Source organism: Telluria sp. ZB2R32, from assembly GCF_059685715.1.
The window spans coordinates 13,102-33,132 of sequence record NZ_JCASIG010000008.1; the positions used below are offsets into that span (position 1 = coordinate 13,102).

The window sequence follows — 20,031 nt, forward strand, 5'->3', positions numbered from 1 at the left end:
GTCCCGATCAACTCAGCCGGCGTTGGCGAGCTTCTGTTTCAGGATCTCGTTCTCGGTCAGCAGCGTCGCCATGCGGTCCTTCAGCGCGGCGATCTCGGCTTTCAGCGCCGCCTTTTCGTCGATCGGTTCGCCGTCCGGTCCGAGCTTCTTCGGCTTGGCGCCCGCCTTTTGCTCGCGCACCTGGCGCGCGGCCTGCTGCAGCTCCTTGCGGCCACCGGCAACGGCGGCGATCTGTTCCTCCTGCGGCAGCGAGGCGACGTTGGCGGCAGCGTTGATCGAGATGGTGCCCGAACGCACCGCTTCGACCAGCTGCGGCGTGGCCGCCTTCTGGATGCGTTCGATCTGGCTGATGGTATTGCTCGACACGCGCGCCGCCTTGGCGACTTCCTCGCGCGTGTTCCAGGGTGGCGGCGGACGCGGGTCCATGTCGTCCGGGTTCGGCGCAGGCGGCTCGTCGGCCATCTTCTGCGCCATGCGCGCGGTGACGATCTCTTTCTTCTTCAGGGCCAGCAGGCCGCGCTGGAAGTCGGACACGCTGCGCCGCGCCAGGTGGTTGTCGATCATCCACAGCATGACGTCTTCGATGGTCTCGAAGTTGTTGTTGTGGACGGTACGGAACGGGATGCCGTTGCGGCGGCAGATCTCGTAGCGGTTGTGGCCGTCGATGAGGACGTCGCGCCACAGCACGAGGGCGTCGCGGCAGCCCTCGGCCAGCAGGCTGCGCTCGAGCGCGGCGTATTCGATCTCGCTCAGCGGATCGACAAAGGCGCGCAGTTGGTCGTTAATGATGATATTCGTGGTCAATTCGGGTCCTTGTGCTTCTCGTTCAGGCACGGATCAGAGGCTGGGTTCGCTCCATTCGCGCCGGGGAGCATGCTACACCATTCGATGGCTGGACCATAGGCCCGGCCTTGGCCGCGGCGCCGACAATCTTGCAATTTTGACCCGCCCCTGCACGCCTGTGCTAGAATCCTGCCGCGCTGCCCCGATGGTGAAACTGGTAGACACCCGGGACTTAAAATCCCGTGCTCGCAAGGGCGTGCCGGTTCGATTCCGGCTCGGGGCACCACTGTTTATGCGGTTCTCGCAAAACGAAGCGCGATCCTGTAGTTCCGCAACATTGCCATAGTTCCGCAGAATTTTTCACGCCCCTAATTGCAGGCGTAGTAAATCCTTGACGCTATAATCCCCGTCTCCGTCGACGAGGAACGCGCCATGTCTCTGCTTGACCACCAGCTCGAATTGCTGTCGCCCGCCAAAACCGCCGAGATCGGCCGCGAGGCGATCCTGCATGGCGCTGACGCCGTCTATATCGGCGGTCCCGCCTTCGGCGCGCGCCACAACGCCAGCAATTCGCTGGAGGACATCGCCGCCCTGGCGCAGTTCGCGCACCGCTACCGCGCGCGCATCTTCGTCACCATGAACACGATCATGCACGACGCCGAGCTCGATCTCGCGCGCCGGCAGGTCTGGCAGCTGTACGAAGCCGGCGTCGATGCGCTGATCGTGCAGGACATGGGCCTGCTTGAACTCGACCTGCCGCCGATCCAGCTGCACGCCAGCACGCAGTGCGACATCCGCAGCGTCGAGAAAGCGAAGTTCCTAGGCGACGCCGGCTTTTCCCAGCTGGTGCTGGCGCGCGAGCTGACGATCGAGCAGATCCGCGCCATTCGCGCACAGGTCGACACGCCGCTCGAATACTTCATCCATGGCGCCTTGTGCGTGGCGTTTTCCGGGCAGTGCTACATCTCGCATGCGGACACCGGCCGCAGCGCCAACCGCGGCGACTGTTCGCAGGCTTGCCGGCTGCCCTACACGCTCACCGACGCCAAGGGCGGCGTCGTCGCCTACGACAAGCACCTGCTGTCGATGAAGGACAACGACCAGAGCCGCAACCTGGAAGCGCTGATCGACGCCGGCATCCGCTCGTTCAAGATCGAAGGCCGCTACAAGGACATGGGCTACGTGAAGAACATCACGGCCCACTACCGCCTGCTGCTCGACGAGATCCTGGAACGGCGCGCGGCGGGTCGTTCTGGATTTGTGCGTGCCGCCAGCGGGCATACGCAGATCTTCTTCACGCCTGACGTCGACAAGAACTTCAATCGCGGCCATACCGACTATTTCGCCCAGGGCCGCCAGGAAGACATCGGCGCCTTCGATTCGCCGAAATACCTGGGCGTGGAGATCGGCGCCATTACCAGGGTCGGCCTCGACCACGTCGAGATGATGCTTGATACGCCGCTGGCCAACGGCGACGGCTTGAACTACATGAACAAGCGCACCAGTGTCGGCATCGGCGTCAACACGGTGCAGAAGCTGGGCGAGAGCGACGAGGGCCAGCGCTGGCGCGTGTTTCCGAACGAGCCGATCAGCGCCTTGCCAGGCCTGAAGCCTGGCACCCGCGTGCACCGCAACCGCGACCACGGTTGGGAAGCGGCGCTGGCCAGGCGTTCGGCCGAGCGCAAGGTGGCGCTGCACCTGAGCCTGGCGGACATCGACGGCGGCCTGGCGCTCACCCTGCGCGACGAGGACGGCATCGAGACGGTGACGACCGCGCAGCTGGCGCTGCAAGCGGCGCACAACGCCGGGCAGGCCGACGCCGCGCTGCGCACCAGCCTGACCAAACTCGGCAACACGATGTTCGAAGCCGACGGCATCTCGCTGGCGCTGTCGCAGCCGTGGTTCGTACCGGCCGCCGCCATCAATCGCTTGCGGCGCGATGCCGTGGCGGCGCACGAGGCGGCGCGCCTGGCCGCCTGGGAACGGCCCGAACGCAAGGCGCCGCTCGAACCGCCCGCCGTCTATCCGGCCACCCAGTTGTCCTACCTTGCCAACGTCTACAACGACAAGGCGCGTGCCTTTTATCGCAAACACGGCGTCGGCCTGATCGACGCGGCCTATGAGGCGCACCAGGAGCCGGGCGAGGTGTCGCTGATGATCACCAAGCACTGCCTGCGCTTCTCGTTCAACCTGTGCCCGAAACAGGCCAAGGGCGTGCAGGGCGTGCAAGGCCAGGTGCGCGCCGAACCGATGACCTTGACCTCGGGCGAGGAAATCTACACGCTGCGCTTCGACTGCAAGCCGTGCGAGATGCACGTGGTCGGGGCCATGAAGCCCGGCATCCTGCGCTCGCCGCCGCCGTCGGCCGTGCCCTACAGCCCGCTCGCGTTTCATCGGCGGCGGCCCGCGTAAAAGGGCCGCGCACCGGGGCTGAGCAGACGACGTCTCCACGTCTTGCTGGCCGCTGGCACGAGCAGTTCCTGCACGATTTCGCGGCGCGCCTGGGCCGGACACCGGATGGCTGCCGCGGCGCCGAAAACGGTGCGCCTGGATCGCGCGCCGCACCAATATCGGGCGCGGGCGACACCGGCAGCCCGCTTCGCCCAAGCCCGGTGCGCACCATGCCCACCGCCTGTGCGCCGCGCCTGCAAACCGCATCTGCCTGGCCGTGGCACGGAACGTGCTGTGTCCAGGTCATGCGAGATGAACCGACCGCCCACACACGTTCCCCTGCCCGCTGGCTGGCCAGGCTGGAACTGGACATCGCCTTCGAGGGTGGCGCCAGCATCGTCGGGCGCAACCGCCACCAGGGTCCGCTGCGCGTGCAAAAGCCGCTCTACCCGGAAGGTGCGCAAACCGTCCACGCGATCGTGGTGCATCCGCCGGGCGGCATCCGCGCCGGCGACCGGCTCGAGATCGCCCTCGAGGTCGGGCCGGGGGCGCACGCATTCCTGACTTCTCCTGGCGCCACCAAGTGGTATCGCAGCGATGAGCGCCACGACGACGCCTGCCAATCGGTCACGCTGACGGCCGGCGCCGGCGCGGGGCTCGAATGGATGCCGCAGGAGACCATCTATTTCAACGGCGCGCACGCGCTGCAGCGCCACAGCGTGCACCTCGGCGCCGGGGCGCGCTATATCGGCTGCGAGGTGATGTGCTTCGGCCGCCAGGCCAGCGGCGAGCGTTTCGAACGTGGCCGGCTGCGCCTGCATTCCGAGATCTGGTGCACCGGCCAACTGCTGTGGTACGAACAGGCGCGCATCGACGCCGGTTCTGCAAGCCTCGATGGTCCGTTCGGGCTCGATGGCGCGACCGTGTGCGCCACCCTCACCGCCGTCGGGCCGCCCGTCCCCGCCGCCCTGCAGGCGCAGGTGCGCGCGCTCGACCCGGCGCTCGGCGCCAGCCAGGTCAAGTCGGTCTTCATTGCGCGCCTGCTGTGCGGCGACAGCGAACATGCGCGCGCCGTGATGACGCGCGCATGGCAACTGCTGCGGCCCCACCTGCTGGGGCGTCCCGCCATCCCGCCCCGCATCTGGGCCACCTGAACTTTGCCGCCACCGCCATGGACCTGACACCACGAGAAAAAGACAAGCTGCTGATCTTTACCGCCGCCCTGCTGGCCGAGCGCCGCCGCGCGCGCGGACTGAAGCTGAACTATCCGGAAGCGGTGGCGCTGATCTCGGCCGCCATCATGGAAGGCGCGCGCGACGGCCGCAGCGTCGCCGAGCTGATGTACGAAGGCACGCAGGTGCTGGCGCGCGCCGACGTGATGGCGGGCGTGCCGGAAATGATCCCGGATATCCAGGTCGAAGCGACCTTCCCGGACGGGAGCAAGCTGGTCACCGTCCACCACCCGATCGTATGAGGTGCTGTCCATGATCCCTGGCGAATATATCCTGCGCGAAGACGACATCGTCCTCAATGCCGGCCGTCCGACCTGCACGCTGCGCGTGGCCAACGGCGGCGACCGCCCGGTGCAGGTCGGCTCGCACTTCCACTTCGCCGAGGTCAACGCGGCGCTGCGCTTCGACCGCGCCGCTGCGCTCGGCATGCGCCTGGACATCGCCGCCGGTACGGCGGTGCGCTTCGAACCCGGCCAGCACCGCACAGTGCAACTGGTGGCGCTGGCCGGCGCGCGCGCAGTGTATGGCTTCAATGGCCAGGTGATGGGCGCCCTGCCGCCGCTGGAGGACAACTGATGGCCACCATCGGCCGCCGCGCCTACGCCGAGATGTACGGCCCCACGGTCGGCGACCGCATCCGCCTGGCCGACACCGAGCTGTTCATCGAGATCGAACACGACCACGCCGCCGCCCACTACGGCGAAGAAGTGAAATTCGGCGGCGGCAAGGTGATCCGCGACGGCATGGGCCAGTCGCAGCGGCTGCACGCCGAGGTCATGGACACCGTCATCACGAATGCCGTCATCGTCGACCACTGGGGCATCGTCAAAGCCGACATCGGCCTCAAGGACGGCCGCATCGCCGCCATCGGCAAGGCCGGCAACCCCGACATCCAGCCGGGCGTGACGATGACCATCGGCGTGGCGACCGAAATCATCGCCGGCGAAGGCAACATCGTCACCGCGGGCGGCGTCGATACCCACATCCATTTCATCTGCCCGCAACAGATCAAAGAGGCGCTCACCAGCGGGGTCACCACCATGATCGGTGGCGGCACCGGACCGGCGGTCGGCACGGCGGCCACCACCTGCACGCCGGGGCCCTGGCATATCCATTCGATGCTGATGGCGGCCGAGGCCTTCCCGATGAACCTGGGCTTCCTCGGCAAGGGCAACGTCAGCCTGCCGGGTCCCCTCGAAGAACAGATCATGGCCGGCGTGGTGGGCCTCAAACTGCACGAAGACTGGGGCAGCACGCCGCAGGCAATCGACAACTGCCTGGCGGTGGCCGAGCGCTTCGACGTGCAGGTGGCGCTGCATTCGGATACGCTCAACGAAGCTGGCTTCCTGCAAACGACGCTGGACGCGTTCAAGGGGCGCACCATCCACACCTTCCATACCGAAGGCGCCGGCGGCGGCCATGCGCCCGACATCATCGCGGCGGTCGGCGAGCCGAACGTGCTGCCCTCGTCGACCAACCCGACCCGCCCCTACACCGTCAACACGCTCGACGAACACCTCGACATGCTGATGGTCTGCCACCACCTCGACGCCGCCATCGCCGAGGACGTCGCATTCGCCGAATCGCGCATCCGCCGCGAGACCATCGCCGCCGAAGACATCCTGCACGACCTGGGCGCGATCTCGATGATGTCGTCGGACTCGCAGGCGATGGGCCGCGTGGGCGAGGTCATCATGCGCACCTGGCAGACGGCGCACAAGATGAAGGTGCAGCGCGGCCAACTGGCGGCGCCCGATGGAGCGACCGCCACCCACGACAACTTCCGCGTCAAACGCTACATCGCGAAATACACCATCAACCCGGCCATCACCCACGGCATCGCCCACGTGGTGGGGTCGATCGAAGTCGGCAAGCTGGCCGACCTGGTGGTCTGGAAGCCGGCCTTTTTCGGGGCCAAGCCGTCGATGATCCTGAAATCCGGCATGATCGCGATGGCGCAGATGGGCGACCCGAACGCCTCGATCCCGACGCCGCAGCCGGTGCACTACCGGCCCATGTTCGGCGCCTTTGGCGGCGCCCTGAAAAAATCCGTCACCTTCGTCTCGCAGGCCGCCTTCGACGACGGCATCGCGGCGCGCCTGCAACTGGCGAAAACCGTGCTGCCGATCCGCGCCACGCGCGGCCTGTCCAAGCGCGACATGGTCCACAACGGCGCCACGCCGACGATGCAGGTCGACCCCGAAACTTACGAGGTGCGCGCCGATGGCCAGCTGCTGACCTGCGAACCGGCCAGCGAGCTGCCGCTGGCGCAGCGCTATTTTCTGTTTTGAGGCGTATTTTTGAGGACTAACTGATGATTACCCTGCATACGCGTCTCGATGCGGCCGACCATGTCACCGATGAAGTCGTGCTGGCCTACGACCAGCGCGAACGCTGCCGGCTGCGGCTGACCCTGGCCTCGGGCGCGACGGCGGCGCTGTTCCTGCCGCGCGGCGCGATCCTGCGCGACGGCGACCTGCTGACCGGTCCCGAAGGCGCGGTGGTGCGCGTGCGCGCGGCGCTGGAAGCGACCTACCGCATCGGCGCAGCCGACCCGCAGGCGCTGGTGCGCTGCGCTTTCCACCTAGGCAACCGCCATGGCCAGGTGCAGATCGGCGCCGACCACCTGCGCATCCGCGCCGATCCGGTCCTGCGCGACATGCTGGCCGGCCTGGGCGCCAGCGTGACCGAAGAACAGGCGCCCTTTCATCCGGAACCGGGGGCGTACGGCGGCGGCCATGGGCATAGCCATGACGACGGACCGCGTCACCTGCTGGCCCCCGTGCCGCTGCGCCAGAAAATCCACCGCCCCGGCGACGTGGAGCGTGCGTGAACGCAGCCGCCCTGCTGCACCTGCTGCAGCTGGCCAGCCCCACGCTGCCGGTCGGCGCCTACAGTTATTCGCAAGGGCTGGAAACGGCGATAGAACAGCGCCGCGTGACCTGCCCGGGCAGCGCCGAACGCTACCTGGTGCGCCAACTGGACGACGTGCAGGCGCCCTGGGACGGCGCCGTGTTCTGGCGCCTGCTGGCCGCCTGCGCCGCCGGCGACGGCGCGGCGTTCGCGCTGTGGAATGCGCGTTACCTGGCCTCGCGCGACAGCGCCGAGCTGCGCGCGGAAACGGTGCAGATGGGTTTTTCGCTGACCCGGCTGCTGGTCGAACTGGACCTGCTGGCGCCCGCCGCAGCGGGCAATACTGCGGGCGACACCTGCTTCCCCGCCGCACTGGCGCAGGGGGTGCATGCACTGCGCGTGCCGCATGAAGAAGCGCTGCTGGCGCTGCTGTTCTCGTGGGCCGAGAACCAGGTGCTGGTGTGCGTGAAATCGATCCCGCTCGGCCAGGTGGCCGGGCAGCGCCTGCTGCTGGCGCTGCACCCGGCCATCGAAGGCGCGGCGGTGCAGGCGCGCACGCTGCTTGACGACGAACTATCGAGCTGGGCGCCGGGATTGGCCCGGCTGTCCATGGCCCACGAAGTCCAGAGCGGCCGGCTGTACCGGTCGTGAACAGAGAGAGAAGAAAGGAACCAGCATGCAATCGAATACCTTGCGCGTCGGCATAGGCGGACCGGTCGGATCCGGCAAGACGGCGCTGTGCGAGCAGCTGTGCCGGGCGATGCGCGACGACCACGACATGGCCGTCATCACCAACGACATCTACACCCGCGAAGACATGGAGATCCTGCTGCGCGCCGGTGCGCTGGCGCCCGAGCGCCTGATGGGCGTCGAGACCGGCGGCTGCCCGCACACGGCCATCCGCGAAGACGCCTCGATCAACCTCGAAGCCATCGCCCGCCTGCAGGCCGATTTTCCCCACCTCGAACTGATCCTGGTCGAGTCGGGCGGCGACAACCTGGCGGCCACCTTCAGCCCGGAACTGTCCGATCTCACGCTGTACGTGATCGACGTGGCCGGCGGCGAAAAGATCCCGCGCAAGGGAGGACCGGGCATCACGCGCTCGGACCTCCTCATCATCAACAAGACCGACCTGGCGCCCTATGTGGGCGCCGATCTCGGCGTCATGGCCGCCGACGCGCGCCGCCAGCGCGGCGAGCGGCCCTTCGTGTTTACCAACCTGCGCACGGGCGCCGGCGTGGCGGAAGTGATCGCCTTTATCCGCGAACAGGGACTGCTGGACGCCGCACAACAGGAGCACGCAGCATGAAAACGTCGATCTTCCTGATCATCCTGATATCCACCGGCAGCGCCTGGGCCCACCCCGGCCACGCCGACGGGGGTTTGGCGAACGGCCTGCTGCACCCTTTGCTCGGGCTGGACCACTGGCTGGCAATGCTGGGACTGGGCCTGTGGAGCCGCGCCGCCGGTGTCCCGGGCCAGGCGCTGGCGACGGTGGGCATGGCCCTGGCGGTGGGCGCCTTCGCCCCCCTGATGCTGCCCGCGGTGGAGCCGCTGCTGGCGGCCAGCGTGCTCGTTGCCGGCCTGATGGGGCTTGGCGCCGCGCGCCTGCCTGCGGGCGTCGGCCTGGCGCTGGCCGCGGCATTCAGCCTGGTGCACGGCCACGCGCACGGCCACGAAACGGCCGGCTTCGCGGCCGCCGCCGGCGCGATCTGCATGAGCATGGGCTTGATGGGCCTGGGCTGGCTGGCGGGAAGCAAGCCTGCCCTGCAGCGGGTGGCGCCGGCACTGGTCGCGCTGGCCGGTGCCGGCATGCTGGCGATCGGCTGATCTCGAGTCAGCCGGCAGCCGGCGCCAGCGCGCCCGGCTTGTCCTTCTTCGGCCGCGTGCGGGCGAACAGGACCAGCAGGGCGCCCAGCAGCGAAGCGCTCGCCAGGCCGTACAGGCCGCCCTGGATCGAACCGGTGCGCTGCTCGAGCATGCCGAAGGCGGTCGGTGCCACGAAGCCGCCCAGGTTGCCGAGCGAGTTGATCAGCGCGATCACGCCGGCGGCGATGCGCGCGTCGAGGTAGGACTGCGGGATCGGCCAGAACAGCGAGGATGCCGCCTTGAAGCCGATCGCGGCGAAGCAGACCGACACAAAACCATACACCGGATTGCCGGTCGAGGCCGAGGCGAACATGCCGACGCTGGCGACGACAAAGGCCGACGCCGCCCAGGCCTGCTGGTGCTTGTAGCGCTGCGCCAGCGCGGCGAAGATGTACATGGCGACGATCGAGATAATCCACGGCACCGAATTGAACAGGCCGACCTGGAATTCGCTGAACTGCCCCATCTTCTTGATCATGGTCGGCAGCCAGAAAGTGGCGCCGTAGATGGTCAGCGAGATCATGAAGTAGATCAGGCAGAACAGCACGATCTGCGGATCGCGCAGCAGGCGCAGGGCGCCGCCCTTGGCGCCATTCGCCGCCTGCTCGGCTTCGCGTTCCTTCTGCTCGGCGGCGATCTCGCCGGTCAGCGCGTCGCGTTCCGCATGGGTCAGCCACTTGGCGTCGCGCGGGTCGGAATCGAGCAGGAACCAGACCACGCCGCACAGCAGCACCGAGAACATGCCCTCGATGATGAACATCCACTGCCAGCCGTGCAGGCCCATGCCGCTCAGCTGCAGCAGGCCGCCGGTGATCGGGCCGGACAGGATCGAGGCCGCTGCCGAACCGCTGAGGAAGATGGCCATCGCGCGGCCCCGCTCCGCGCGCGGCAGCCAGCGCGTGAAGTAGTAGACCACGCCGGGGAAGAAGCCGGCTTCGGCCACGCCGAGCAGGAAGCGCAGCGCGTAGAACGAGTTTTCGCCCTGGACGAAGGCCATGGCGGTGGCGGCGAGGCCCCAGGTGAACATGATGCGGGTCAGCCAGGCCTTGGCGCCGAAGCGCTGCAGCATCAGGTTCGACGGCACCTCGAACAAGGCATAGCCGATGAAGAACAGGCCGGCGCCGAAACCGAAGGCGGCCGGACCGATGCCGAGGTCGGCCTCCAGGTGCGGCCGTACGAAACCGATGTTCACCCGGTCGATGTAGTTCGCGATGAACATGACGACGAACAGCGGCAGGATGCGCCATTTGACCTTGCTGACCGCCTGCGCCAGCAAGGGATTGGGCACGCGCCCGGTATTTGCGAGTGTCTTCTGCACGATCTTCCCCTAACTCTCTATATTGTTTACGCTGCTGTTACCCGGCATTCAGAAGGTGTGGCGCATGCCCAGGTTGACGGCGCGGTCGCCGCTGCCGCCGTCGCTGGCATTGCCGAGCGTGTAGCCGGCGCCGTTCTCGTTGCGCATGCGCGCGTAGACCAGGTACACGTCCGTGCGGCGCGACAGATTGTAGCGATAGCCCAGGGCGACCTGGTCGGCATCCCGGTTCGCCGCTTCCTTGTCGTTCTTGTGGATCCACGAGGCCAGCAGCGTGTGCGCGCCCAGCGGGACGGTCACGCCAGCCAGCAGGTCGGTGCTGTCGCGCGTAACCGCGGCGGCCGTCGGCGCCACCGTATAACCATAGGGATTGTTGGCATTGCGCAGGGTCGAGCTGAGCGGCCCCTTGTTGACGCCGTAGGCCAGCGAGAACTTGGCCATTTGCGCGGTGTACGTCGCCGCCAGCAGCGTGTTGCGCGCGCTGGCCAGCGTGGTGCTGGCGGTGTCGTTGCTCTTGTTATGGTAAGCGACGCGCAGCGTCAGCGGACCGGCGCCATAGGCCACGACCAGGCCGCGCGAACGGCCGGCCGACAGGTTGCCCGCGACTTCGCCGGCGGCGTAGGCCAGTTCGGTGCTGAAGCCGCGCCAGGCCGGGCTGGCGTACTTGACGCTGTTGTCCATGCGGCCACCGTTCGAGACCGCGTTGATCAGGTTCTTTTCGTCGGCCGAAGTGCCGCTGCTGAACGGATCGGCAAATACCGCCGCCAGGTAGTGCGGGGCGTACTGGCGCCCGAAGGTGACGGTGCCGAGCGCGCGGCTGGACAGGCCGACAAAGGCCTGGCGTCCGAACAGCACCCCGCCCTGTCCGGAGTTGCCGGTGTCGAGTCCGATGCCGCTCTCGAGCAGGAACAGGGCGCTGTTGCCGCCGCCCAGGTCTTCGCTGCCTTTGAAACCGATGCGCGAACCGGAGGCGATGCCGCCGGTGACCTTGGTGGTCGCGCCCGCCTTGTTGCCGCCTTCGAAAGAGAGGCCGGCGTCGGCCACGCCGTACATCGTCACGCCCGATTGGGCCCAGGCGGATTGGGCGAGCAGGGTCAGCACAGCGGCTGCCAGGTGTTTCGTGTGCAAAGTCGTCTCCTTGATGTCGCAGTAAGGTGCAATGCGGAGGTGCGGGCACTGCGTGCCCTCCCCCGTCTGGTATGGGGATGCGTGGTTCAGCGGCCCATGCTCGGGCGCTTCGGATCGTAGGTCCAGCCGGACACCAGGTAGCGCATCGCCATGGCGTCGTCGCGTGCGCCGCCGGCCACGCGCTTGTACAACGCGTTGGCCGCCATGATGCGGTCCATGTCCGGCTCGATGCCCAGGCCCGGCTGCTGCGGCACCGCCACCTGGCCGCCGACGATCTGCAGCGGCACTTTCGTCAGGCGCTCCTCGCCCTCCTGCCAGATCCAGTGGGTGTCGATGGCGGTGATGTTGCCCGGCGCCGCCGCGGCGCAATGGGTGAACATCGCCAGCGAGACGTCGAAGTGGTTGTTCGAATGCGAACCCCAGGTCAGGCCCCAGTCGTGGCACAGCTGCGCCAGGCGCACCGAACCCTGCATGGTCCAGAAGTGCGGGTCGGCCAGCGGGATGTCGACGGCGCCCAGCAGGTGCGAATGGGCCATCTGGCGCCAGTCGGTGGCAACCATGTTGGTGGCGGTGCGGATGCCGGTGGCGCGCTTGAACTCGGCCATGATCTCGCGGCCCGAGTAACCGTTTTCGGGGCCGCACGGGTCTTCGGCGTAGGCCAGGACGTCGCCCTTGCCTTTGCAGGCGGCGATCGCCTCGGCCAGGGTCCAGGCGCCGTTCGGGTCGAGCGTCGCGCGCGCATCCGGAAAGCGCGCCTTGATCGCCGCCACCGCCGCCACTTCGTCTTCCGGACGCATCACGCCGCCCTTGAGCTTGAAGTCGCGGAAGCCGTACTTGTCGACGCTGGCCGCGGCCAGGTCGGCGATCGCCTCGGGCGTCAGCGCTTCTGCGTGGCGCATGCCGTACCAGCCTGATTTGCCCTCGCCGGAGAGATACGGCAGGTCGGTGCGCGCGCGGTCGCCGATGTAGAACAGGTAAGCCAGCATCGGCACGTGGCTGCGCTGCTGGCCGGCGCCGAGCAGTTCGCACACCGGCACGCCCAGGTGCTGGCCGAGCAAATCGAGCAGCGCGGCCTCGACCGCGGTGACCACGTTTTCCAGGCGCAGGTTGATTTCGTGCGGCTGCCTGAGCACCGCTTCCTCGGCGGCGTTGGTCACCTGGTGGTTGGCCTTGCCGGCGATCGCCTCGCGCATCGCATTCAGGGTGCGGTTGTAGCGCCCGATCTCGGTGCCGGTCACGAGCGGCACCGCGCGCTCCAGGGTGCTCAGGATGCCGGCCGAACCGGGCACTTCGCCCATGCCGGTGTTGCCGGCGCTGTCCTTGAGCAGGACGAGGATGCGGGTGAAGTACGGCGCGTGGGCGCCGCACAGGTTGAGCAGCATGCTGTCGCGGCCCGCGACCGGGATGACTTGCATGTCGACGACGGTGGGAGTGCTTGATTGGCGCATAGTGGTCATGTAAAGTAGCTGGGATCCTAGGTAACGGACCCGAGTGTAAATGAACTTTTGCAATTGCGCTATTGAATTTATCTTGTTCAACAATCGGGGCCTGAGTCTCGCTTTCGCCGTCGCGGGTGCTCTCCGGAGCCGCTTCATTGGCGGCTTTACCCCCTGGGCACCATGCTAGAATCGCCATCCAACCCTAGTGAATTTTCTCTACAACATGAACCTCGAGAGCCTGTCCGCCACCTTCCGCCTCGACCGCTCGCGCAGTGCGGCGTCCCAGGTGTACGAACACTTGCGCGAGCTGATCGTGACGCTGGCGCTGGCGCCGGGCACGCCCTTGTCGCGCACGCAAGTGGCCGAGGCGCTCGACCTGTCGCCGATGCCGGTGCGCGACGCCTTGTCGCGGCTGGAGAAAGAGGGATTGGTCGAGATTTTTCCGCAGCACTTGACGCGCGTGCGCGCCATCGACGTCGATGCGGCGCGCCAGATGCACGTGCTGCGCCTGTCGGTCGAGCTGGAAATCGTGAACGGGCTGGCCAGGGCGGCCAATCCGGAGATCGTGAAATTGCTGCAGGCCGCGCTGACCAAGCAGCGCGCCTGCCTGGAGGCGGACGATCTCGGCGGCTTCATCCTGTTCGACCAGGAATTCCACCGCACCATGTACAGCGCCGCCCAGCTGATGAGCGTCTGGCACATGATCCGCGGCGCCAGCGGCAACCTCGACCGGTTGCGGCGCCTGCACGTGCCGATCAACGGCAAGGCCCAGGCCGTGCTGGAAGAACATACCGGCATCGTGACGGCGATCGGCGCCGGCGACCCGGCCACCGCCCAGGCCTGGGTGCGGCGCCATCTGTCCGGCACCCTGGCCGAGCTCGACAACTTGCGCGCCCGCTATCCGGATTACATGTTGCCGATGGCGGACTTCGTCGACCGCGCCGTGGCTTAAGGGCCGGCTAGCTGCCCTGGTAGATCAGCACCGCGACGGCCGCCGCGCCGACGGCCAGCAAGCCGAACAGGAAATAGCGCATCGCGGTGGCCAGGCCGGTCACCGCCTTGTCGGCATCCTTGCTGAGCATGCCGCGCTTGCGGCCGGAATTCATCAGCATCGCAATGAAGATGAAGCCGAGGAACAGGAGGAGGACGAATTTCATGACGCAGGCTATAAGGTAGAAATCAGGTGCGGGCCAGCACCAGGCCGAGGGCAATGATGGCCAGCACGCCGGCGCCGGCGGCGGTGAAGCCGACCAGGGTCAGGCGTTCGCGCGCGGCTTGCAGTTTCGCCACCAGCTGGGCGTTCTGGTCGGCCAGTTCGGCGATCAGCTTCGACGCTTCGCGCACCTGTCCCTGCAACTGCGCGATGGCGACATCCTGGCGCTCGACCTGGGTCGCGATCAGCGCGATGCCCTCGTCGAGCGGCATGTGCGCCACGGTTTCGTCGAATTCCGTATCCGGCATCGTCACGCCCTTGCGTCCGACGGTATCCCACAGCCGGCGCGCGCTGTTCGCCACTTGCGGCGCCGCCGCCAGGACTTCGCCCCACGGCACGGACTTCAATACTCTCAACCAGGCTCCCGCCATATGCTTTCTCCTTTACTTGTCGTTCATACAGCATAGCACCAGCGCGGTCCTGCTCTGCCTTGCGCATGCGCGCCAATCGTGCGGCGCCTCGTTTGCAGTACCATGGCCCCATGTGTGGACGATTTGACCAAAGCCAAACGGCACGATACTACGCGAGCGTCTTCGGCTGGGCCGACGCCGTGTACGACAGCGAATCGCGGCCGGCCTACAACGTGCCGCCCGGAACGTATCGCCCCGTCATGCATATCCAGGACGGCGAGCGCCGCGTCGACGACGTGTTCTGGAGTTACCGCGCTAAATGGGCGGAAGGCAAGCTGCCGATTTCCATCAACGCCCGCCTCGACAAGCTGACCAACCGCTACTGGAGCCGGCTGCTGAAGAACGGCCGCGCCATCGTGCCCGCCGACGGCTGGTACGAGTGGACCGGCGAAAAAGGGAAAAAGCAGCCCTGGCACATCCACCGCAAGGACCGCGCGCCCCTGTACATGCTGGCGCTGGCCAATTTCGGCACCTTTACCGAGAATCGCGCCGAAGCCGGCTTTGTACTCGTCACCGACGATGCCGCCGAAGGCATGCTCGACATCCACGACCGGCGCCCGGTCGTGCTCGAGGCCGCGGACGCCGCGCTCTGGCTCGACCCCGCCATCAGTCCCGAGCAGGCGCTCGAACTGGCGCGCCAGGCGGCGCTGCCGCCCGATGCGTTCGAGTGGTTCAAGGTCACGCCGCAAGTGAACCGCGCAAATGCCGACAGCCCCGAGATGGCGCTGCCGATGCAGGAATAAGGCCTGCCTTTATTCGAGGATCGACAGCAGCGCCACCAGGCCCAGCGACATGGCGATCAGCACGCCGGCGCGGCTACGCAGGCGCTGGCCGCGTTCGACCACCTGCTTGGCGATGTTGCGGCTCGGACGGACGCCGTTGGTGCCCACGTTGGGCTTCGACTCATGTTGCGCGTTCATCTCTACGATATCCATTAATAAATCCTGAAAGCTCGAAAATGCACGACAGCGGCGCTGTCCTGTGCGGTACTGGATCGGGAGGCTCGGGCACGACGCGCGGCGTCGGCCGAGCTCAGGCAAGCCGGACGGGAGACCCTGGGATCGGGCGACACGCGGTTGGACGGGCAGAAGGGAATGTGGCGCAGGCAGGCGCCGCGCCATCGAGGGGCATGAAACCGGACGACTCGTGATGCGCAGTGCGTAACATTCCAGGTACCGTGTTCAACTGCTGTCGGGAAAGCTTGTTCCTGCCAGGCGTCTTGTGAACGCCGGTCCCGACTCGCAACATAAAAGTTTATTCTACACCAAGCATTCCACTGTTCAGTACGTATTTGCAATGGGTGTTTGCGTTAGATTAAGACACCTAAGTTTTTTCTAAGTTTTGCAGTGCGAATCGTTGCGTGCACGATTCAACATGTAAAAAGCCCCGCGTGCCTTGCGGCAGCGCGGGGTCGATCGAGTCAAGCTCGGAATGTCGCCGATCAGTGCTCGCTTTTAGTGTTGATATGCGCCGATATCGAAACCGGTCGATGCATTACGCGCCTTGCCGTCGATGTCGGTCGGATGCGCATAGGTCGCGATGCCGCGGCCGATCACCGGCGAGCTGGCGCTCGGCTTGAAGTTCGGCATCGCGGCGGTACGCGAGTAGCCGGCCAGCAACGGGTCGGAGCTGATCGTCGCCGTGTGCTTCAGGCCATTGCGCAACTGCCAGTCGTAGGTCGTGTTCTTGAAGACCAGGTTGTTCTTGTAGGTGTTGCCGGTACCGGTCTTGCCCTGCTCCGAGATGCCGTACTTGTTGTCGTACACGATGTTGTTGTGTACGGCCACGTTGTTGGCGCCGGCGCTCGTGAAGTAGAAGTCACCGCCGCCGACGATGATGCCAAACACCGACGAGCTCACCGTGTTGTTGGTGATCTTGACGTTGGTGGCGTCGTGCCAGAGGTGGATCGCTGCCGAACCGACGCGGTAGACCACGTTGTTCTTGATCGAACCCGAGGTCGACACATAGATGCCTTGCACGTAGGTGCAGCCGGCAGGGCCGATATCGTGCACGGTGTTGCCGATGACGTCGGTCATGACGCCCTTGTAGTAGCTGTCGACGCCGATCGCCGAACCGCCGGCGCTGCTGCAGGCGATCGTGTTGGCGGTGTGGTGGACGTGATTACCCTCGATGACGTTGTACGAACCGCCGGTATAGATGCCCAGGGTCCATTTAGTGCCCTTCTGGATCCTGGTGCCGTCGACTTCGAAACCGATGATGCTGACGTAGTTGCCGCGGTTGTCCCAGGCGGTCTTGTTGGCCGAGTTCGCTGGCGGCACGATCCTGGCGCCCCACTTCGTGGTCGAGACCCAGTAGATGCGGCCGGCGGCGGTACCGTTGCCGGTCGTCTTGAAGCCACCTTCGTAGGTGCCGGGAGCAACGAAGACAGTCGTGTTGGCCTTGACGGCGGCTTTCGCTGCGCGCGCCAGGGTCTTGAATGGTGCGGCTTTGGTGCCGGCGGCGGTGTCGGAACCGTTCGGCGCCACGTAGTAATTGTTGGCGGTGGCTGGCAGCGTGGCGGCGGACATCGTGCCTGGGGTGGCGCTCAGGCTGTCGTAACCCGACAGGGTCATCGAAGCGGAGGTTTGTGCGTTGGCGCCGGCGGCGGCGAAGGAAGCGATCAAGAGGATGGCGGCGGTACGGACTGCGTTCGTGGCTTGCATTTTCATTGAGAAATTTCCTGAAATAAAAAGTGAATACGTAGACTTTGAGGGTAGGAAACTTCTTTAGTTCAACTTTTTGGAAAAAAAATTCTTACAAGTAACACTAAAACAAAGAATGTTTCTTCTCATGAATTATCTTTTATGAATGACTCATGCTCAGTCAGCACCGTAATGGACATAAAAAACCCGCGCACCTTGCGGCTGCGCGGGTTTTTTCAGGCCATGGCCTGCAGATGCTTAGTGCTGGTATGCGCCGATATCGAAACCGGTCGATGCATTACGCGCCTTGCCGTCGATGTCGGTCGGATGGGCATAGGTGGCGATACCGCGGCCGATCACCGGCGAGCTGGCGCTCGGCTTGAAATTCGGCGTCGCAGCGGTGCGCGAGTAGCCGGCCAGCAGCGGGTCGGAGCTGATGGTGCCAGTGTGCTTCAGGCCATTGCGCAGCTGCCAGTCATAGGTCGGATTCTTGAAGACCAGGTTGTTCTTGTAGGTATTGCCGGTACCGGTCTTGCCCTGCTCCGAGATGCCGTACTTGTTGTCGTACACGATGTTGTTGTGCACGGCCACGTTGTTGGCGCCAGCCGAGGTGAAGTAATAATCGCCACCGCCGACGATGATACCGAAGACCGACGAGCTCACCGTGTTATTGGTGATTTTCACATTGTTAGCGTCGTGCCACAGGTGGATCGCCGCCGAACCGACGCGATAGACCACGTTGTTCTTGATCGAGCCCGAGGTGCTGTGATAGATGCCCTGGACGTAGGTGCAGCCGGCCGGGCCGATATCGTGCACGACGTTACCGATGACGTCGCCCATCACGCCCTTGTAATAGCTGTCCACGCCGATGGCCGAGCCGCCTGCGCTGCTGCAAGGAATGGTGTTGGCCGTGTGGTGCACGTGGTTGCCTTCGATGACGTTGTACGAACCGCCGGTGTAGATACCCAGGGTCCACTTGGTGCCCTTCTGGATCCTGGTGCCGTCGACTTCGAAACCGATGATGCTGACGTAGTTGCCGCGGTTATCCCAGGCGGTCTTGTTGGCCGAGTTCGCTGGCGGCACGATCTTGGCGCCCCACTTCGTGGTCGAGACCCAGTAGATGCGGCCGGCGGCGGTGCCGTTGCCGGTCGTCTTGAAACCACCGTCGTAGGTGCCCGGTGCCACGAACACGGTCGTGTTGGCTTTGACTGCTGCCTTGGCGGCGCGCGCCAGGGTCTTGAATGGTGCGGATTTGGTGCCGGCGGCGGTGTCGGAACCGTTCGGCGCCACGTAGTAATTGTTGGCGGTGGTCGGGGTAGCGACAGTGCCGCCGCCGGTGTTGGCAACGCGCTTCTGGTACTCGACGCTTTGCTTGAAGCCGGCTTCCACCTGAGCGATGGTCATGCCCGAGGCCATCATGCGCTGCCAGTAGGCCAGGCCGACGGCATCCGGCGCGCGGCCGAGCAGGTCACGGTACAACTCGGTGATCTGTTGGGTGGGGGACGCACCTGCGGTGACCGCGGCGGCGACATTGCCGGCGCTGTAACCTGTGACTGCGAATTGCTCGGCTGCGTTTGCGGCGGAGACGGCGCAAATTGCCACGAGTGCGGCTGCGGTAGCGCGGGTGACTGCATTCAGACGGAAGTTGGTGATGATGGCTTGCTGTTTCATGCGAGAGTTTCCCTAACAAAAAAAATTGAATACGTACCTTTGAGCGCTGGAAACTTCCTAAGTTCAACGTTTTCGCAAAAAAATTTCTTTTGGATATCATTGTCACAAAAGTTGTTTGTATGAAGAAACATTTGTGAACAATCTGGCTCTGCCTGTGCTCACCGTTTCTTCTACTCGGGCAAGGGCTATTCTTTGCAGACGAAAAAAACCCGCGTGCCTTGCGGCAGCGCGGGGTCGCTCGAGTCAAGCTCGGGATGTCGCTGATCAGTGCTCGTTTAGTGTTGATATGCGCCGATATCGAAACCGGTCGATGCATTACGCGCCTTGCCGTCGATGTCGGTCGGGTACGCATAGGTCGCGATGCCGCGGCCGATCACCGGCGAGCTGGCGCTCGGCTTGAAGTTCGGCATCGCGGCAGTACGCGAGTAGCCGGCCAGCAACGGGTCCGAGCTGATCGTCGCCGTGTGCTTCAGGCCATTGCGCAACTGCCAGTCGTAGGTCGTGTTCTTGAAGACCAGGTTGTTCTTGTAGGTGTTGCCGGTACCGGTCTTGCCCTGCTCCGAGATGCCGTACTTGTTGTCGTACACGATGTTGTTGTGTACGGCCACGTTGTTGGCGCCGGCGCTCGTGAAGTAGAAGTCACCGCCGCCGACGATGATGCCGAACACCGACGAGCTCACCGTGTTGTTGGTGATTTTCACATTGTTAGCGTCGTGCCACAGGTGGATCGCTGCCGAACCGACACGGTAGACCACGTTGTTCTTGATCGAACCCGAGGTCGACACATAGATGCCTTGCACGTAGGTGCAGCCGGCAGGGCCGATATCGTGCACGGTGTTGCCGATGACGTCGGTCATGACGCCCTTGTAGTAGCTGTCGACGCCGATCGCCGAACTGCCGGCGCTGCTGCAGGCGATCGTGTTGGCGGTGTGGTGCACGTGATTACCCTCGATGACGTTATACGAACCGCCGGTGCTGAAGCGAAAGTAGGAACATGAGGTGAATACGTAAGCTTTGAGGGCAGGAAACTTCCTTAGTTCAACATTTTCCTAAATAAATTTTCTTGGAGTATCAAACGGTTAAAA

General features: G+C 65.3%; 21 protein-coding genes and 1 tRNA gene. 12 read left to right on the plus strand and 10 right to left on the minus strand.

What is annotated here, in order from left to right; genetic code table 11:
- Window positions 1-12: 12 nt before the first annotated feature.
- Window positions 13-804 carry a hypothetical protein gene (locus tag AC56LG_RS20865; RefSeq protein WP_497167958.1) on the minus strand — a complete coding sequence of 264 codons (792 nt, stop codon included), beginning with the start codon at window positions 802-804 and terminating at the stop codon, window positions 13-15.
- Between the two features lie 178 nt (window positions 805-982).
- Here AC56LG_RS20865 and AC56LG_RS20870 point away from each other — a divergent pair.
- From AC56LG_RS20870 to AC56LG_RS20915, 10 genes are all read left to right on the plus strand, one after another.
- A tRNA-Leu gene (locus AC56LG_RS20870) sits at window positions 983-1,069 on the plus strand.
- Between the two features lie 146 nt (window positions 1,070-1,215).
- Window positions 1,216-3,195: a peptidase U32 family protein gene (locus AC56LG_RS20875; protein ID WP_497167959.1), complete on the plus strand. Its 1,980-nt coding sequence runs from the start codon at window positions 1,216-1,218 to the stop codon at window positions 3,193-3,195.
- A 284-nt stretch (window positions 3,196-3,479) separates the two neighbouring features.
- Window positions 3,480-4,328: an urease accessory protein UreD gene (locus AC56LG_RS20880; protein ID WP_497167960.1), complete on the plus strand. Its 849-nt coding sequence runs from the start codon at window positions 3,480-3,482 to the stop codon at window positions 4,326-4,328.
- Window positions 4,329-4,345: 17 nt separating this feature from the next.
- Window positions 4,346-4,648 (plus strand): urease subunit gamma, encoded by a 303-nt coding sequence (locus AC56LG_RS20885; protein ID WP_497167961.1) that lies wholly within the window; start codon window positions 4,346-4,348, stop codon window positions 4,646-4,648.
- Between the two features lie 10 nt (window positions 4,649-4,658).
- Window positions 4,659-4,982, plus strand: coding sequence for an urease subunit beta (locus AC56LG_RS20890; protein WP_497167962.1), 324 nt, complete (start codon window positions 4,659-4,661; stop codon window positions 4,980-4,982).
- Window positions 4,982-6,697, plus strand: coding sequence for an urease subunit alpha (gene ureC / locus AC56LG_RS20895; protein WP_497167963.1), 1,716 nt, complete (start codon window positions 4,982-4,984; stop codon window positions 6,695-6,697). Before AC56LG_RS20890 ends, ureC begins: the two co-directional genes overlap by 1 nt.
- A gap of 23 nt (window positions 6,698-6,720) precedes the next feature.
- Window positions 6,721-7,239 carry an urease accessory protein UreE gene (ureE, locus tag AC56LG_RS20900; protein WP_497167964.1) on the plus strand — a complete coding sequence of 173 codons (519 nt, stop codon included), beginning with the start codon at window positions 6,721-6,723 and terminating at the stop codon, window positions 7,237-7,239.
- Window positions 7,236-7,910, plus strand: a complete 675-nt coding sequence (locus tag AC56LG_RS20905; RefSeq protein ID WP_497167965.1) for an urease accessory protein UreF — start codon at window positions 7,236-7,238, stop codon at window positions 7,908-7,910. Before ureE ends, AC56LG_RS20905 begins: the two co-directional genes overlap by 4 nt.
- Window positions 7,911-7,935: 25 nt before the next feature.
- On the plus strand, window positions 7,936-8,568 hold the full coding sequence (ureG, locus tag AC56LG_RS20910) for an urease accessory protein UreG (RefSeq protein WP_497167966.1): 633 nt from the start codon (window positions 7,936-7,938) through the stop codon (window positions 8,566-8,568).
- Window positions 8,565-9,089: a HupE/UreJ family protein gene (locus tag AC56LG_RS20915; RefSeq protein WP_497167967.1), complete on the plus strand. Its 525-nt coding sequence runs from the start codon at window positions 8,565-8,567 to the stop codon at window positions 9,087-9,089. The genes ureG and AC56LG_RS20915 overlap by 4 nt, the downstream gene beginning before the upstream one ends.
- 7 nt (window positions 9,090-9,096) lie before the next feature.
- Here the strand turns inward: AC56LG_RS20915 and AC56LG_RS20920 are convergent, their stop codons facing one another.
- The 3 genes from AC56LG_RS20920 to AC56LG_RS20930 form a co-directional block, all read right to left on the minus strand.
- On the minus strand, window positions 9,097-10,446 hold the full coding sequence (locus tag AC56LG_RS20920) for an MFS transporter (protein ID WP_497167968.1): 1,350 nt from the start codon (window positions 10,444-10,446) through the stop codon (window positions 9,097-9,099).
- 48 nt (window positions 10,447-10,494) lie between these two features.
- Complete coding sequence (locus AC56LG_RS20925) at window positions 10,495-11,571, minus strand: porin (RefSeq protein WP_497167969.1); 1,077 nt, start codon at window positions 11,569-11,571, stop codon at window positions 10,495-10,497.
- 86 nt (window positions 11,572-11,657) lie between these two features.
- On the minus strand, window positions 11,658-13,028 hold the full coding sequence (locus tag AC56LG_RS20930) for an enolase C-terminal domain-like protein (RefSeq protein ID WP_497167970.1): 1,371 nt from the start codon (window positions 13,026-13,028) through the stop codon (window positions 11,658-11,660).
- Between the two features lie 205 nt (window positions 13,029-13,233).
- Here AC56LG_RS20930 and AC56LG_RS20935 point away from each other — a divergent pair, with 205 nt between their 5' ends.
- Window positions 13,234-13,962 (plus strand): GntR family transcriptional regulator, encoded by a 729-nt coding sequence (locus AC56LG_RS20935; RefSeq protein ID WP_497167971.1) that lies wholly within the window; start codon window positions 13,234-13,236, stop codon window positions 13,960-13,962.
- Window positions 13,963-13,969: 7 nt separating this feature from the next.
- On the opposite strand, the gene AC56LG_RS20940 is transcribed toward AC56LG_RS20935, so the two are convergent.
- Both AC56LG_RS20940 and AC56LG_RS20945 read right to left on the minus strand, forming a co-directional pair.
- Complete coding sequence (locus AC56LG_RS20940; protein WP_497167972.1) at window positions 13,970-14,167, minus strand: hypothetical protein; 198 nt, start codon at window positions 14,165-14,167, stop codon at window positions 13,970-13,972.
- 22 nt (window positions 14,168-14,189) lie between these two features.
- Window positions 14,190-14,579 carry a hypothetical protein gene (locus AC56LG_RS20945; RefSeq protein ID WP_497167973.1) on the minus strand — a complete coding sequence of 130 codons (390 nt, stop codon included), beginning with the start codon at window positions 14,577-14,579 and terminating at the stop codon, window positions 14,190-14,192.
- A 125-nt stretch (window positions 14,580-14,704) separates the two neighbouring features.
- Between AC56LG_RS20945 and AC56LG_RS20950 the strand changes: the two genes are divergently transcribed.
- Window positions 14,705-15,376 (plus strand): SOS response-associated peptidase, encoded by a 672-nt coding sequence (locus AC56LG_RS20950; protein ID WP_497167974.1) that lies wholly within the window; start codon window positions 14,705-14,707, stop codon window positions 15,374-15,376.
- Window positions 15,377-15,385: 9 nt separating this feature from the next.
- On the opposite strand, the gene AC56LG_RS20955 is transcribed toward AC56LG_RS20950, so the two are convergent.
- From AC56LG_RS20955 to AC56LG_RS20970, 4 genes are all read right to left on the minus strand, one after another.
- Window positions 15,386-15,553 (minus strand): hypothetical protein, encoded by a 168-nt coding sequence (locus tag AC56LG_RS20955; RefSeq protein ID WP_497167975.1) that lies wholly within the window; start codon window positions 15,551-15,553, stop codon window positions 15,386-15,388.
- Between the two features lie 534 nt (window positions 15,554-16,087).
- On the minus strand, window positions 16,088-17,302 hold the full coding sequence (locus AC56LG_RS20960; RefSeq protein WP_497167976.1) for a right-handed parallel beta-helix repeat-containing protein: 1,215 nt from the start codon (window positions 17,300-17,302) through the stop codon (window positions 16,088-16,090).
- 231 nt (window positions 17,303-17,533) lie between these two features.
- Window positions 17,534-18,946: a right-handed parallel beta-helix repeat-containing protein gene (locus AC56LG_RS20965; RefSeq protein WP_497167977.1), complete on the minus strand. Its 1,413-nt coding sequence runs from the start codon at window positions 18,944-18,946 to the stop codon at window positions 17,534-17,536.
- 275 nt (window positions 18,947-19,221) lie between these two features.
- Window positions 19,222-19,884, minus strand: coding sequence for a choice-of-anchor Q domain-containing protein (locus AC56LG_RS20970; protein WP_497167978.1), 663 nt, complete (start codon window positions 19,882-19,884; stop codon window positions 19,222-19,224).
- Window positions 19,885-20,031: the final 147 nt, after the last annotated feature.